The 13,757-nt window shown below is 69.0% G+C and carries 13 protein-coding genes and 1 other RNA gene; 8 read left to right on the top strand and 6 right to left on the bottom strand.

What is annotated here, in order from left to right; all coding sequences use genetic code 11:
* The first annotated feature begins 153 nt into the window (after window positions 1-153).
* The 3 genes from CH341_RS19680 (at window position 154) to CH341_RS19670 (ending at window position 3,232) form a co-directional block, all read left to right on the top strand.
* Window positions 154-1,593: a protein kinase domain-containing protein gene (locus CH341_RS19680; protein ID WP_342635022.1), complete on the top strand. Its 1,440-nt coding sequence runs from the start codon at window positions 154-156 to the stop codon at window positions 1,591-1,593.
* Between the two features lie 104 nt (window positions 1,594-1,697).
* Window positions 1,698-2,252, top strand: a complete 555-nt coding sequence (locus tag CH341_RS19675; protein WP_111420684.1) for a PRC-barrel domain-containing protein — start codon at window positions 1,698-1,700, stop codon at window positions 2,250-2,252.
* A gap of 182 nt (window positions 2,253-2,434) precedes the next feature.
* On the top strand, window positions 2,435-3,232 hold the full coding sequence (locus CH341_RS19670) for an N-acetylmuramoyl-L-alanine amidase (protein WP_111420686.1): 798 nt from the start codon (window positions 2,435-2,437) through the stop codon (window positions 3,230-3,232).
* Window positions 3,233-3,581: 349 nt separating this feature from the next.
* Here CH341_RS19670 and CH341_RS19665 read toward each other — a convergent pair whose 3' ends face one another.
* Window positions 3,582-4,550, bottom strand: coding sequence for a LysR family transcriptional regulator (locus CH341_RS19665; RefSeq protein WP_111420683.1), 969 nt, complete (start codon window positions 4,548-4,550; stop codon window positions 3,582-3,584).
* Window positions 4,551-4,652: 102 nt separating this feature from the next.
* Here CH341_RS19665 and CH341_RS19660 point away from each other — a divergent pair, with 102 nt between their 5' ends.
* Entirely contained in the window at window positions 4,653-4,835 is a 183-nt protein-coding gene (locus CH341_RS19660) for a hypothetical protein (protein WP_111420682.1), read from the top strand.
* A 598-nt stretch (window positions 4,836-5,433) separates the two neighbouring features.
* Window positions 5,434-5,864: RNase P RNA component class A (rnpB, locus tag CH341_RS19650), an RNA gene on the top strand.
* Between the two features lie 78 nt (window positions 5,865-5,942).
* Here rnpB and CH341_RS19645 read toward each other — a convergent pair.
* Window positions 5,943-6,143: a DUF1289 domain-containing protein gene (locus tag CH341_RS19645; RefSeq protein ID WP_425376197.1), complete on the bottom strand. Its 201-nt coding sequence runs from the start codon at window positions 6,141-6,143 to the stop codon at window positions 5,943-5,945.
* Between the two features lie 143 nt (window positions 6,144-6,286).
* Here CH341_RS19645 and CH341_RS19640 point away from each other — a divergent pair, with 143 nt between their 5' ends.
* Complete coding sequence (locus CH341_RS19640; RefSeq protein WP_111420680.1) at window positions 6,287-6,688, top strand: DUF1236 domain-containing protein; 402 nt, start codon at window positions 6,287-6,289, stop codon at window positions 6,686-6,688.
* 97 nt (window positions 6,689-6,785) lie between these two features.
* On the opposite strand, the gene CH341_RS19635 is transcribed toward CH341_RS19640, so the two are convergent.
* The 4 genes from CH341_RS19635 to CH341_RS19620 all read right to left on the bottom strand — a co-directional run bounded on the left by CH341_RS19635 (window position 6,786) and on the right by CH341_RS19620 (window position 11,286).
* Window positions 6,786-7,769, bottom strand: a complete 984-nt coding sequence (locus CH341_RS19635) for a TRAP transporter substrate-binding protein (protein WP_111420679.1) — start codon at window positions 7,767-7,769, stop codon at window positions 6,786-6,788.
* A 22-nt stretch (window positions 7,770-7,791) separates the two neighbouring features.
* Window positions 7,792-9,099, bottom strand: coding sequence for a TRAP transporter large permease (locus tag CH341_RS19630; protein WP_111420678.1), 1,308 nt, complete (start codon window positions 9,097-9,099; stop codon window positions 7,792-7,794).
* Window positions 9,100-9,108: 9 nt separating this feature from the next.
* Entirely contained in the window at window positions 9,109-9,654 is a 546-nt protein-coding gene (locus CH341_RS19625) for a TRAP transporter small permease (RefSeq protein WP_111420677.1), read from the bottom strand.
* Between the two features lie 255 nt (window positions 9,655-9,909).
* Complete coding sequence (locus CH341_RS19620; protein ID WP_111420676.1) at window positions 9,910-11,286, bottom strand: GDSL-type esterase/lipase family protein; 1,377 nt, start codon at window positions 11,284-11,286, stop codon at window positions 9,910-9,912.
* Between the two features lie 227 nt (window positions 11,287-11,513).
* Here CH341_RS19620 and ftsW point away from each other — a divergent pair, with 227 nt between their 5' ends.
* Window positions 11,514-12,668, top strand: coding sequence for a putative lipid II flippase FtsW (gene ftsW / locus CH341_RS19615; protein WP_111420675.1), 1,155 nt, complete (start codon window positions 11,514-11,516; stop codon window positions 12,666-12,668).
* Window positions 12,665-13,757, top strand: a 1,093-nt coding sequence (gene murG / locus CH341_RS19610) for an undecaprenyldiphospho-muramoylpentapeptide beta-N-acetylglucosaminyltransferase (protein ID WP_111420674.1), incomplete at its 3' end; no start/stop codon positions are given. The genes ftsW and murG, both read left to right, overlap by 4 nt.

Below are 13,757 nucleotides of genomic sequence, written 5' to 3'. Positions count from 1 at the left end.
CCGCAGGTCCGCGAGCCCGGACTCCATCCGCCCGGCGCCGGTGGCTCACGGGGGACAGGGGACAGGGGTCCCGGGCTCGGCCCTGCGGATCGCCGCGGGACGCCAGTGGGGCTGGGGCTCCGCGTTCGCCGGTGACGCACAGGATCCGCCGTCGTGATCAACGTGCGGTCGCTCGCGTCCGGCCAGGTGGTCGACGGCTTCAAGCTGGAGCAGCAGCTCGACCCCGGCGGCATGGCGGACTTCTGGCGGGTGTCGCGCGAGGGCGAGAGCGCGCCGCTGATCATGAAGATCCCGCTCCTGCGCCGGGGCGAGGATCCGCTGACCATCGTCGGCTTCGAGCAGGAGCAGATGATCCTGGCGCGGCTCACCGGACCGCATGTGCCGCGGTTCGTCGCGTCGGGCGATTTCGAGCGCCCCTACATCGTGATGGAGCTGGTCGCCGGGCGTCCGCTCAAGACGCTGATCGCCGACGCGCCGCTGCCGGCCGCCGAGGTGGCGCGGATCGGGGCCGCCGTCGCCGAGGCGCTGCACAGCATCCACCGCCAGCACGTCACCCATCTCGATCTCAAGCCCAGCAACATCATCCTGCGCGACGACGGCTCGGCCGTGTTGATCGATTTCGGCCTGTCGCGCCACGACCAGCTGCCCGACCTGATCGCGGAAGAGTTCGACGAGCCGGTCGGCACCGGCGCCTATGTGGCGCCCGAGCAGGTGCGGCGCTATCGCGGCGATCCGCGCAGCGACATCTTCTCGCTCGGCGTCACGCTCTATTTCCTCGTCACGGGAGAGCGGCCCTATGGCGAGCCGGAGCGCGAGGCGGAGTGGCGCCGCCGCCTGTGGCGCGATCCGTTCCCGCCGTCGCGCTGGAATCCGCTGGTGCCGCCGTGGCTGCAGGAGATCATTCTCCGCTGCCTGGAGATCGACCGCGAGGCCCGCTACTCGTCGGCGGCGCAACTCCGCTTCGACCTGCAGCATCCGGACGGCGTCGCGCTGACCGAGCGCGCGGCACGGCGCGATCGCGACGGTGCGCTGACCGTCTTCTCACGCTGGCTGAAGCTGAGAAAGGCGCCGCCGCTGCGCATGCGCAGCATCGCCGGGGTGCTCGACCGCTCGCCCATCGTGATGGCGGCCATCGACCTCGCGGCTCCCGACGATCTCGGTGACGCGATCGGCGTCGCGTTGCGCCGCGTGCTCGCCACCGTGCCGGACGCCCGTCTCGCCTGCGTCAATGTGCTCAAGGTGTCCCGCATCGCGCTCGATCCGCTGGAGGACGCGCACGGGCGAAATCCGCATCTCCAGCGGCTGGTCGAGCTGAAGCACTGGGCGCGGCCGCTGCCGGTCGAAACCGAGCGCATCACCTATCACGTCTTCGAATCGCCGGATCCGGCGTCGGCCATCGTCGAATACGCCCGCAACAACAACGTCGACCACATCGTGATGGGAGCCCGCGGGAGCTCGTCGCTGCGGCGCTATTTGGGCAGCGTGTCGGCCCAGGTGGTCGCGCAGGCGCCGTGCACCGTGACGGTGGTCCGCCGTTCGGCGGCGGCGTCCGACACGCCGGTTCCAGGTACCGCGGACGCGTCGCGGGGGTAGGTTTTTACAGCCACGGATCGCGGAACAGGTGTCGGAGGCGGGGGTTGTTCCGGCACAGGGCGAATGCGTGCCCTGACTCGTTCACCGATCATGGAGGCATTCGAATGATCCGTAACCTCGTGGCCGTCGCGGCCGTGGGTGGCCTGATGATGTCCACCGCTCTCGCCCAATCGCCGTCGCCGAGCACCGGCACGACGCCCGGCGCCATGGGCTCGAGCACCAGCGCGAGCTCCGCTGCCGCCAGCGTCATCACGCAGCAGAGCCCGAACCAGTGGCTCGCCTCGAAGTTCATGGGGACCGACGTGATCGGCACCGACGACGCCAAGATCGGCGACGTGAGCGACGTGCTGTTCGACAAGTCCGGCAAGGTCGATGCGCTGATCGTCGGCGTCGGCGGCTTCCTCGGCATCGGCCAGAAGGACATCGCGCTGCCGATCTCGTCCTTCCAGGTGATCGCGGCCAACAGCGGCAAGAACAACACCAGCTCCGATCAGCTTCGCCTGTCGATGACCAAGGACCAGCTCCAGCAGCAGGCCGAGTTCAAGACCATGAACAGCGCGTCGACGACGACGGGTGCCGGCACGGCCGGCGGCGCCGCCACCACGCCGCGCAACAACATGGGCGGCTCGGGCGCCGCGACCGGCACGCCGAACCGCTGATCCGCGTAGAAGAATGTCGGCGGGCTCTCGCCCGTCGGCTTCGAACGGCCCGGAGCTCGCTCCGGGCCGTTTTCGATTCGCGGTTTTCGATTTCGCCGTTTTCGATTCGAGGGATGATCCGGGGCTCGGGGACGCTCCGGAGCGGGATTGCGTCGGACGGCTCGCGGGCGCCAGAGTGCGCCATGTCCACGCTCCCCGCTTCGCTGCTGGTCCCCGATTCCCGCCTCGTGGCCGAGGTCCGGCCCTCACCCAACCACGAACCCCGGGTGGGAGGGATCCGCCCGGACATCCTGCTCCTCCACTACACCGGCATGGAGAGCACGGCCGAGGCGCTCGATCGTCTCTGCGATCCGGCCGCCAAGGTCTCGTGCCACTACCTGGTCCGGGAGGACGGCACGGTGGTGCAGATGGTCGCGGAGGATCGGCGCGCCTGGCATGCGGGCCTGTCGTGCTGGGCCGGCGACGCCGACGTCAACTCCCGCTCGATCGGTATCGAGATCGCCAATCCGGGGCATGATTTCGGCTCGCCGCCGTTCCCGCCCGTCCAGATCGAGAGCGTGATCGCGCTCTGCCTCGATATCATCGCCCGGCACGCGATCCGGGCGGATCGGGTGCTGGCGCATTCCGATGTCGCACCGGCCCGAAAGCGCGACCCGGGCGAGGTGTTCCCGTGGGACGTCCTGGCCCGCGCCGGCGTCGGGACATGGGTCGCGCCGCCCGCGCCAGCCCCCGATCCGACACGACTGGAGCCGGGCGACACGGGCGACCGGGTCGCTATGCTTCAATCGATGCTCGCCGACTACGGTTACGCAGTGCCGCGCCAGGGGGTCTACGACGACGCGACGACCCTGGTGGTCACCGCCTTTCAGCGGCATTTCCGGGCGTCGCGGGTGGACGGCCGGGCCGATGCCGCGACCGTAGCGATCCTCAGGCGCATGCTGGGGATTCGACATTCAATTGTTGAGAAGCCTATTGGTTGAATGAATAGTTCGAACCCATATTCAGTCATTGCTGCCGGTAATTCACGAGTTTATGTGCGCTGCAGCATATTTACGGAGTCGGATCCGCTGAGTACATTCACCTATGTCGGCTCGACCGCGACCCGGAAAAGGAATGAATCGATGTCTGAGAAGTCCAACCGTACCGCTGTGAAGTCCCCCGAGCACGCCACCCACGCCGGTGGCAAGAAGCAGGGCCTGCTGTCCCGCATGGTCCAGTCCTACCTGAACTCGGCGTACAACAACTACTTCATGCCGCATATGTGACGACCAAGCCGCCGCTCCGGTGGTCCCGGACGCGGCGGCTCGAAACGGTGACGGCGTCGGCGTTTTAATCGTCCTGGTCACTCGGCGCGTCGCCGCTCGGCGCAAGAGCGCCGCTGCGGCCTGGCCGCTCCACGCGGGTACGCCAGGGCGCCTCGGTGAAGCGCTCGACCAGGAAGTCGATGAAGACCCGGACCTTCAGCATCCGGTGCCGTCCCTGCGGGTAGACGGCCGAGATCGGGATCGGCTCCACCATGTGGTGCTCGGTGAGAAGCGGGACCAGCTCGCCCCGCCGCACCGCGTTTCCCACCAGAAGATCGCTGAGATGGACCAGTCCGGCGCCGCTGACGGCGAGCCGGAGCGCGGCCTCGGCGTCGTCAACCACCAGCCGGCCGCGCGCCTCGAAGCTTCGGATCTCGTTGCCGGCCCGGAAAGGCCACTGGTTGATCGACGGCACCGAGCTCAGGACGATGCAATCGTGGCCGTCGAGATCGTCCGGGCTCTGCGGCACGCCGCGGCGTTCGAGATAGCGCGGCGCTGCGAAGATGCCGCGCTCTGTGTGGGCGAACCGGCGGGCGACCAGCGAGCGGTCGGCGATCGGCCCGATGCAGATGGCGACGTCGGCGTTCTCCACCAGATTGTCGACCCGGTCCGTGACCGTGATCTCGATCTCGATTTCCGGATGGCGATTCAGAAAGTCGGGCAGGGTGGCCGCGAGCTCATGCAGCATGAAGGCGCTGCCGGTGTTCAGGCGCAGGCGCCCGCGCGGCGTCGTGCTGGCGCGCGCCACCTCGGTCTCGGCGTCGTCGATGGCGCTGAGGATGTCGCGGGCCCGGACCAGATAGGTCTCGCCCTCGGGTGTCAGGGCCAGGCGGCGCGTTGTGCGATGCAGCAGCCGAACGCCCAGGCGGTCCTCCAGACGCGACACGAGCTTGGAGACGGCGGATGGCGTCAGGCCGAGATCCTCGGCGGCGGCCGAGAAGCTGCCGCGCTGGATGACCTGCACGAAGGCCCGCATGTCGGTGACCTGATCCATCACTCGGTCCTAGAATTCCAAGGTCGTTTTCTCGCGGAAGTGATTATGTTTGGCCGGTTTTCGGATACAACCACGCCAACGTCACTCCGAAAGTCCGATCCCATGACCCTCTTCGAGCTCACCGGCAGCGCCTCCATGGTGGAGCGCAGCAGCCGTCCGTCCGAAACCCTCGTCAGCGTTCTGCTGCGCCTGATCGATCGCCTGGGCGGTGCACACTACGACACTGTTGCGGCGCGAAAAAACCCCCGTCCGCTGGACACCTGGACCCCCAACGGCTGGTGCTGACCGAGGCCGGTTCGCCTGGTTCGGCCGAAGCCGTTCCGGCGACTGCCCCGTCCGGATCCGGTCGGCCGGTCGACAAAAGGCCCGACGGCTCGTCCGTCGGGCCTTTTTGCATCTCGAAGAAGTGGCCACCGATTCATATTGCGACGCAACATTGCGTCCACGGCTCCCGCTCTGGATTTTCGTTGCCCGGAGAGGCAGTCAGGCGAAATTCGTTCCCCGATGTCCAAGAAGCCGTTCCAGGTTCGCTGATTATCCCTGCCTCGCTCCCGAATATCATACCAACTGTGGTCATTCGATAGGGAGAACCACCATGCACCCCCGGCATCCACTGTCACATGCGGCGGCTCAGGGCCTCATCGGTCGGACGCGGTTCGACCGGCCCAACGGCCTGGCGACTCTCGCCAAGGCTGGCTACTGCGCCGCCGGTGAGTTTTTCCGCGATTCCTTTCGTGCCGCCCAGTTCGCGCCTTCGCCCGTCCGGGTCCGCCAGAAGCTGGCCACGCCTCGCATTCTCGGCCGGTCCATCTAGGACCGACCGAACCGGCGTGGGGAGACGGGGCCTTGACGTCGCCGCCTCGTCTCCCCCATTCCTGGTCGGTCAGTCGGCTGGACGGCCGTCCCGGCAATCGTCGAAAGGCGGCCGGGGAGGAAAGTCCGGGCTCCATGGACATACGGTGCCGGATAACGTCCGGCGGGGGCGACCCCAGGGAAAGTGCCACAGAGAACAGACCGCCGGCGGCCGCGTTGCGTATCGTCGTCGGCAAGGGTGAAAAGGTGCGGTAAGAGCGCACCGCGTCTCCGGCAACGGAGGCGGCACGGTAAACCCCACCGGGAGCAAAACCGAATAGGGACGGCGCGGAGGCCGGCCTCGCGAGAGGCCGCCTTCGGATCGATGTCTGGATCCAGCCGTCCGGGTAGGTCGCTAGAGGCGCCGGGAGACCGGCGTCCCAGAGGAATGGCCGTCGCGCGGGGGCACCTTCACGGGTCGCCTCCGCCCTACAGAACCCGGCTTACAGGCCGGCTGATCGTTTGGGGCCCGGGCGGGAAACCGTTCCGGGCCCCGCCCGTTTCGGGAACTCGATTCGGCGGGCGGCCGGCAGGATGGGGTCAGGCGACGATGAGGGGGCGAGGCGTCGCCACGGCGGGCAGGTGGGCCAGCCGGGCCGGCAGCTCGGCCATGATCCGGGCCCGTTCTTCGCCCGACAGATCGGCCCATTCTGCGATTTCGGCGAGCGTTCGGCCGCATCCCAGGCACAGGTTGCTGGCCCGATCGACGGTGCACACCTTGTTGCAAGGGGATTCGATCATCGGCTGCTCTCCCTGCATTGCACACTAGCCGATTGTGCGGGCCGAGTCTTCGCGCCCGAGGCCCTTTTCCCGTGGCCCGGTCCGGAACGACCCGGGGCTCCCCACGTTCACCCCGCAGTCGAAACGACAGAGGAGGCATTACGATGCGGAAGCAGATTCTCGCTGGTGCGCTCGCGCTGGTGGTGGCCGGCCCGACCGCGGCGCTGGCGCAGAACGATCCGGTGAGCGGTGCCGCGAGGGGCGTGGAGCAGGGCGGCACGACGGGCGGTCCGGTGGGCGCGATCATCGGCGGCGCGGCCGGTGCGGTCGGTGGTGCCGCCAACATGGTTCTGGGGCCGCCGCCGGCCGAGGTCCGCACCTATGTGATGCGCGAGCGGGTTCCGTCCGTGGCGGTCGAGGAGCGTGTGGTGGTCGGCCAGCCGCTGCCGCCGCGCGTGCGGCTGCACACCGTGCGCGGCCACGACGCCTACTCCTACGCGGTGGTCAACGAGCGCCACGTGGTGGTCGATCCGCGCACCCGCCAGGTGATCGAGATCTACGAATAAGCCCACGGCGCTCTGCGTCCGGGGCCTGAACGCAAACGCCCGCCGGGGGATGTCCCGGCGGGCGTTTCTCGTCGGCGGAACGTCGGCGAGGATCCGCTCACATCTTCCTGTAGGCGTCGATCACGGATTGGCCGTCGGTACCGGCCTTCTTGAGCCAATCGGCGGTGAGCTGATCGCCGATCTTGCCGAGCCCGGTCTTGAGAGCGTCGCTGGGCGGCAACACCTTCATCTTGTTGGCCTTGAGCTGCTCCAGGTACCAGCCGGCCTTCTCCTCGGCGAGCTTCCAGCCGCGCTCCTCGGCGACCGCGGCGGCCTTCAGCAGGGCCTCCTGGGTCGGCTTGTCGAGGGCGTCGAAGGCGGCCTTGTTGACGAAGGTGATGTTCTTCGGGATCCAGGCCTGGGTGTCGTAGTAGTGCGTCATGGTCTCCCACGCCTTGCTGTCGTAGCCGGTCGAGCCCGAGGTCATGAAGGCGTTGACCACGCCGGTGGCGAGCGCCTGCGGCAGCTCGGCCGCCTGGATGGTGACGGGCTGGGCGCCGACCAGCTCGGCGATCCGGTTGGTCCCGACATTGTAGCCTCGCCACTTGAGGCCCTTCATGTCCTCGACCTTGTCGATGTCCTTCTTGGCGTAGATGCCCTGCGGGCCCCACGGCACGGCGAACAGCACCATCAGGCCCTGCGCGGCGAGGCGCTTCTCGACCAGCGGACGGCTCGCCTTCCACAGCTTCTGCGATTGCGGATAGCTGGTCGCCAGGAACGGGATCACGTCGATGCCGAACATCGGATCGTCGTTCTCGTGGATCGAGATCAGCACCTCGCCGGCCTGCGCCTGGCCGGTCTGCACGGCGCGCTTGATCTCCGGTGCCTTGAACAGCGACGCATTGGCGTGGACCGTGATCTGCAGCTTGCCGCCGGTCGCCTCGGTCACGTCCTTGGCGAAGGCCATCAGGTTCACGGTGTGCGGATTGTCGGTCGGGTAGGCGGCCGGCAGGTTCCACTTGGTCTGCGCCGCGGCCGGGCCGGCCAGGGCCAGGACGGCGGCGCCGGCGGCGAACGCGAACGTCGCGAACGATCGGATCATCGGGTGTCCTCCGTTGAAAATCTCAGTTCGGAAAAGCCAAGTCGGGCAGCACCATCACGATCTGCGGGAACACCGTGATCAGCGCCACTGCGACGACCAGCAGGAAGAAGAACGGGATCGAGGCACGGGCGACCGTGTAGGAGTCCTTGCCGCTCATCGTCTGCAGCACGAACAGATTGAAGCCGACCGGCGGCGAGACCTCCGCCATCTCGACCACCAGCACGACGAAGATGCCGAACCAGACGAGGTCGAAACCGGCCTGCTTGATCATCGGGATCACCACGGCCGTGGTGAGCACGATCATCGAGATGCCGTCGAGCGCGGTGCCGAGCACGATATACATCACGGTCAGCGCCGCGATCAGGGCGAAGGGGCTGAGCTGAAGGGCCCCGACCCATTCGGCGAGCGCCACCGGAATGCCCGTGTAGGCCATCGCGGTAGAGAGATAGGAGGCGCCGGCCAGGATCAGCATGATCATGCAGGTGACGCGCGTCGCCCCCATCACGCTGGTCCAGAACGACTCCCAGGTGAGCGCGTCGTGCCACCAGGCGATGGCGAGCGAGCCGAGCACGCCCCAGGCGGCGCATTCGGTGGCGGTCGCCCAGCCGAGCATCAGCGACAGGAAGACCAGCAGGATCAGCAGCGCCAGCGGAATGAGCTTGGCCGACTCCTCGAGCTTCTGCTTCAGCGGCATCGGCGGATCGGCCGGCGGCGTCTTGTCCGGATTGAGCAACGACCAGACGATCAGGTAGCCGCTGTAGAGCGCCATCACCAGGAATCCCGGCAGGAAGCCCGCCAGGAAGACCTGGATGATCGAGACGTTCGCCGCCACCGCATAGACGACCATGGTGATCGAGGGCGGGATCAGAATCCCGAGCGTGCCGGCGCCGGCGAGCGAGCCCAGGCTGACCATCTCGTCGTAGCCGCGCCGCTTGAGCTCGGGCAGCGCGATCTTGGCGACGGTGGCGCAGGTCGCCGCCGACGACCCCGACACCGAGCCGAAGATGCCGCAGGCCAGCACGTTGACGTGCATCAGCCGGCCCGGCAGCCAGTTGAGCCAGGGGGCGAGGCCGCGGAACATCTCGTCCGACAGCTTGGTGCGGAACAGGATCTCGCCCATCCAGATGAACAGCGGCAGGGCGGCCAGCGACCACGACGCCGAGTTGCCCCAGATGGTGGTGGCGAGAACGCTGCCGGCCGGGATGTTGCCGCCGACGAACTGCATGCCGACCCAGCCTGAGGCCATCAGGGCGACGGCGATCCACACGCCGCCGGCGAGCAGCGCCGCGAGCAGGAGCAGCAGCAGGGCTGCGATCTCGAGGAGTTCCATCGGGACCGCCTACACGCCGCTCTGGATCGCCTGCTCGACGACCTCTTCGGCGGTCTGCGGCTTCGGCTTCTCGTAACGCGGCTCGCGTCCGCTCGCGACATGGACGAGCTCGTCCACGAAGGCGATCGCGAGGATCACGAGCCCCGACGTGAACCCCATCTGCGGGATCCACAGCGGGATGGCGATCACGCCCTGGGTCATGTCGGCGAAGCGCCAGGAGTACCAGGTCATCACCACGGCGTTCCAGGCGAAGAAGCCGACGAAGCCGCAGCCGACCACCAGGGAGCCGACCTCGAAGACGTGCTTGGTCCTGCCCGACAGCGTGTCGATCAACAGGCCGACCCGGATCATCTCGCCTTGGCGGAACGTGTGGGCGAGACCGAGGAACGCCATCGCGGCCATGCACCAGGAGACGATGTCGTCACCCGCCGGGATGTTGATGCCGAGCGGACGTCCGGCCGACAGGATCATCATAAGGACGAAGATGAGGACCAGGAAGGCGCCGGCGAGCCAGCCGGCGGCGAGGTAGAGGGCGTCGAGTGCTGTTCGAATCATGACGGCGTACGGATCCCCGCGGGGTTGTGGCGGCGCGGGTGCTCATCCTGGGCCGCGCCGGGCCGTCTGTGCAAGGGCCGGCAGCGGTGCACGATCGTGCGCCTGCGCGTGAGTTTCGCAGTGGCGAAATCAAGCAAGGATCGCGCCATGAGATGCGGCGATCCGGTCCGCATGCCTGTCGCTGTTCGGCCCCCGTGCCCGGCTCCGCGGTGCATCGGGCTGACGGCTCGATGCACCTCGTCCGGGGCACGCGGCCTATCGCTGCGCCGCCTTGCCCTTCGGCGCGAACAGGCCGAGATCGATCGCCTGGCCCATGGCGTGATAGCCGCTGCGGTTGGGGTGCAGTCGGTCGCCCTTGCCGCCCGTGGTGCTCTCGGGGACGAACTCCTCCTTGAGGCCGCCGCTCGACGGGTCGAGGGTCGCGGCGTCGAAGTCGACCACGGCGTCGAACACGCCGGGCGCCCGGATGTGGTCGTTGAGGTCGCGGCGCTTCTCGTCCTGCTCGACGAAGCCGTGCGCCGGGCTGCTGCTGCCCAGCGCCGACGTCACGGTCGCGCCGATCAGCCGGATGTCCGGCCGCTCCTTGCGGAGGCGGGCCAACACCTCGTCCATAGCCGCCTTCACGGTGTCGAAGCCGGCATTGCCGTTGCGGCTGAAGTCGTTGATGCCCTCCAGCCAGATCAGGGCCGAGACGCCGGAGAGCGCCGACACGTCGCGGTCGATGCGCGATTTCGCGCTCGGCCCGCCCGGGAAGGGCTTTTGCGGGCCGTACTCGGCCGGGCCGGCGATCTGGTTGCCGCCGATCCCGGCGTTCACCACCGCGACGCGGTTGCCGTAGATCGCCTTGAGGCGGCGCGACAGCACGTCCGGCCAGCGGTCGTCGCCGTTCATGGTCGAGGCCGTGCCGTCGGTGATCGAGTCGCCGAACGCGACGATCGCGAAGGCGTCCGCCGGGGCCCGCATCTCCACGGCGTCGAGGAAGAACCAGGACGCGGTCGCGTAGGGGAAGGCGGCCTCGGCCTCCTCGTGGCCGTGCGCGCCGCTGCCGGGCGGCGAGACATAGGACGTCTGCAGCGCCTTGGCGTGCCAGGTCATCGGCCCGCTCTCGCCGGCGACGTGGAAGCTCACCGCCAGCTTGCGGCCGGCGAGCAGCGGGTCGGCCGGGTCGCGCACGAAGGCGAGCCGGACCGGATCGCTCCACACCGACTGGCCGGGCGCGACCGTGACGCTCGCCTTGCCGCCGAACGTCACGGGGCGGTTGCTGCTCTTCAACAGCGCCGGACCGCCGAGCTGCAGCCCCGCATGGACGCCGTCGAACGTGACCGGCCGGGTGCCGAAGGCATTGGAGAAGCGCAGCCGCGCCTCGCGGCCCCAGAGGTCCGGCCGCACCACCATCCGCAGGGTCTGGTCGCGCGCCCCGGCCGCCTCCGACGGGAAGGCGAAGCGCTGGTCCGGCTGGGCGGAGGGATTTCCGACCGGGTACGGCCCCTGGACGGAGCCGACCCAGCTCACCACCCATTTGGCGCCCGCCGAGGCGCCGTCACGGCGGGCGGCGGCGGCCGGATCGGAGGGCAGGAGGGCGAGGGCCGACAGGACGAGGCAGGACAGGATCAGGCCGGCGAGCCTGCGCATGGCGTTTTCCCCGAGAATGGTTTTGGCGACGCGCCGGGACGGCGCGGGTGGGCGATGGCTCGGCCCGGACGCCGGGGAGGGGGCCCTCCGGCAGCGGCCGGACCGACCGCGACTATAGGAGCCTCCGCGCCGGACGATATCGGGGCGGCGGGGCGCAATTCGAAATTTTTCCTTAACGGTCCGCAAACCATAGTCGGCCCGAACGACCCCCGGGCAGGAGCATCGCCATGGTTTCGCGCGCCGAACGGACCTGGTTCGCCGACTGGTGGTGGACGGTCGACCGGCTGCTGCTGTTCGCGCTCGCCGCCCTGATGCTGGCCGGGATCATCTTCTCGCTCGCCGCGAGCCCGCCCGTGGCGGCGCGGCTCGGCCTCGACGCGTTCCACTTCGTCAACCGGCACATCATGTATCTGCTGCCGGCCATCGTGGTGCTGCTCGGCGTGTCCTTCCTGTCGCCCCGGGCGATCCGCCGGCTGGCCCTGGTGGTGTTCATCGTCAGCCTGGCCATGACGGCCGCGACTCTGTTCTTCGGCGCCGAGGTGAAGGGGGCCCGCCGCTGGATCGTGCTGGCCGGGGTCAACATCCAGCCGTCCGAGTTCGTCAAGCCGGCCTTCGTGATTCTGGTCTCCTGGCTGTTCGCCGAATCCTCGCGGAAAACCGACGTGCCGGCCAACACGATGGCGGTCGCCCTGCTGGTCTCGGTCGTCGGTGTGCTGGTGCTGCAGCCGGATTTCGGCCAGACCCTGCTGGTCACGCTGGTCTTCTCCGCGCTGTTCTTCATGACCGGCATGCGCTTCGTCTGGGTGATCGTGCTGGCCGGCGTCGGCGCGGTCGGCGGCTTCATTGCCTACTCGACCATTCCGCACGTCGCCCGCCGCATCAAACGCTTCCTCGATCCGTCCTCCGGCGATACCTTCCAGGTCGACGCCGCCGTCGAGTCGTTCATCAGCGGCGGCTGGTTCGGCCGTGGGCCGGGCGAGGGGACCGTGAAGCGCATCCTGCCGGACAGCCACGCCGACTTCGTCTTCGCGGTCGCGGCCGAGGAGTTCGGCATCGTGGTCTGCCTCGCCGTGGTGGCGTTGTTCGCCTTCATCGTGCTCCGCTCGATGCGTCGCGCGCAGCGCAGCGAGGACCCGTTCGCCCGCTTTGCCGTCACCGGCCTGGCGCTCCTGTTCGGCACCCAGGCGGCGATCAACATGGCGGTCAATCTCGCGCTGATTCCGGCCAAGGGCATGACACTGCCCTTCATCTCCTATGGCGGCTCCTCGATGATCTCGCTGGCTTACGGAATCGGCATGCTGCTGGCGCTGTCCCGCGAGCAGCCGCGCGCCGACATGATCGCGGTGCCGTCCGACATCGGGCTGGCGGAGCGGACCGCATGAGCGATCCCGGCGCGGCCGGCACGGCCTTCACCCGGGTCGAGGGCGAGCCGCTGATCATCGTCGCGGCGGGCGGCACGGGCGGGCACCTGTTTCCGGCCGAGGCGCTCGCCGTGGCCCTGAAGGCGCGCGGTGCCGTGGTCGATCTCGCCACCGACGAGCGGGCGTTCCGCTATGGCGGCAGCTTTCCGGCCCGCGCCACCCACATGATCCCGAGCGCGACCTTGCGGGGGCGCGATCCCAAGGCGCTGGTCTCGGCCGTCAGCGTTCTCGGCCGCGGCATCTTCCAGGCCTACCGGCTGTTCGGCCGGGAGCGCCCCAGGGCCGTGGTCGGCTTCGGCGGCTACCCGACGCTTCCTCCGGTGCTGGGGGCGACGCTGCGCGGCATCCCGACCATCATTCACGAGCAGAACGGCGTCGCCGGGCGGGCCAACCGGCTGCTCGCCTCCCGGGTCACCGCCATCGCGACCGGGTTTCCGTCCATCTTCGGCCACGACCCACGGCTCGCCGCCAAGAGCACCCACACCGGCAATCCGATCCGCCCGGCCGTGGTCGAGGCCGCCGCCACACCCTATCCGGGGCCGACCGAGCCGTTCCGGATTCTGGTGTTCGGCGGCAGCCAGGGCGCCCGCATCATGGCCGACATCGTGCCGCCCGCCCTGGATCTCGTGCCCGTGGTGGTGCGGTCGCGCCTGCAGGTGGTGCAGCAGGCCCGCGAGGAGGACCTGTTCTCGGTCCAGGAGGCCTATGGGCGGATGAACATTCCGGCCGAGGTGAAGCCGTTCTTCCGCGACCTGCCGGCCCGCATCGCGGCGGCGAACCTGGTGATCGGCCGGGCCGGGGCGTCCACGGTCGCCGAGCTCGCGGCGATCGGCCGGCCGGCCATCCTGGTGCCGCTGCCGCACGCCCTCGACCAGGACCAGATGGCGAACGCCGGCATGCTGGAGAAAGCCGGCGGCGCGATCCGAATCAAGCAGGCGGCATTCTCGCCGGAGCGGCTCGCCGCCGAGATCGCCCGGCTGGCGACCGACCCGGCGACCCTGCCCGCAATGGCCACCGCGGCCCGCGGAATCGGCGTCCTCGACGCCGCCG

Origin of the sequence: Rhodoplanes roseus (assembly GCF_003258865.1) — a bacterium.
GTDB lineage: Bacteria > Pseudomonadota > Alphaproteobacteria > Rhizobiales > Xanthobacteraceae > Rhodoplanes > Rhodoplanes roseus.
Note: the sequence above shows the minus strand (reverse complement) of the source record. Positions and strands in the feature narration are given on the sequence as shown.

Excerpts from the sequence above, each read along its gene's own strand:
- CH341_RS19625 (WP_111420677.1), bottom strand. The coding sequence starts at position 9,654 with ATGATTCGAACAGCACTCGACGCCCTCTACCTCGCCGCCGGCTGGCTC.
- CH341_RS19675 (WP_111420684.1), top strand. The coding sequence starts at position 1,698 with ATGATCCGTAACCTCGTGGCCGTCGCGGCCGTGGGTGGCCTGATGATG.
- ftsW (WP_111420675.1), top strand. The coding sequence starts at position 11,514 with ATGGTTTCGCGCGCCGAACGGACCTGGTTCGCCGACTGGTGGTGGACG.
- CH341_RS19630 (WP_111420678.1), bottom strand. The coding sequence starts at position 9,099 with ATGGAACTCCTCGAGATCGCAGCCCTGCTGCTGCTCCTGCTCGCGGCG.
- CH341_RS19635 (WP_111420679.1), bottom strand. The coding sequence starts at position 7,769 with ATGATCCGATCGTTCGCGACGTTCGCGTTCGCCGCCGGCGCCGCCGTC.
- CH341_RS19660 (WP_111420682.1), top strand. The coding sequence starts at position 4,653 with ATGACCCTCTTCGAGCTCACCGGCAGCGCCTCCATGGTGGAGCGCAGC.
- CH341_RS19670 (WP_111420686.1), top strand. The coding sequence starts at position 2,435 with ATGTCCACGCTCCCCGCTTCGCTGCTGGTCCCCGATTCCCGCCTCGTG.
- CH341_RS19665 (WP_111420683.1), bottom strand. The coding sequence starts at position 4,550 with ATGGATCAGGTCACCGACATGCGGGCCTTCGTGCAGGTCATCCAGCGC.
- CH341_RS19640 (WP_111420680.1), top strand. The coding sequence starts at position 6,287 with ATGCGGAAGCAGATTCTCGCTGGTGCGCTCGCGCTGGTGGTGGCCGGC.
- CH341_RS19645 (WP_425376197.1), bottom strand. The coding sequence starts at position 6,143 with ATGATCGAATCCCCTTGCAACAAGGTGTGCACCGTCGATCGGGCCAGC.
- CH341_RS19620 (WP_111420676.1), bottom strand. The coding sequence starts at position 11,286 with ATGCGCAGGCTCGCCGGCCTGATCCTGTCCTGCCTCGTCCTGTCGGCC.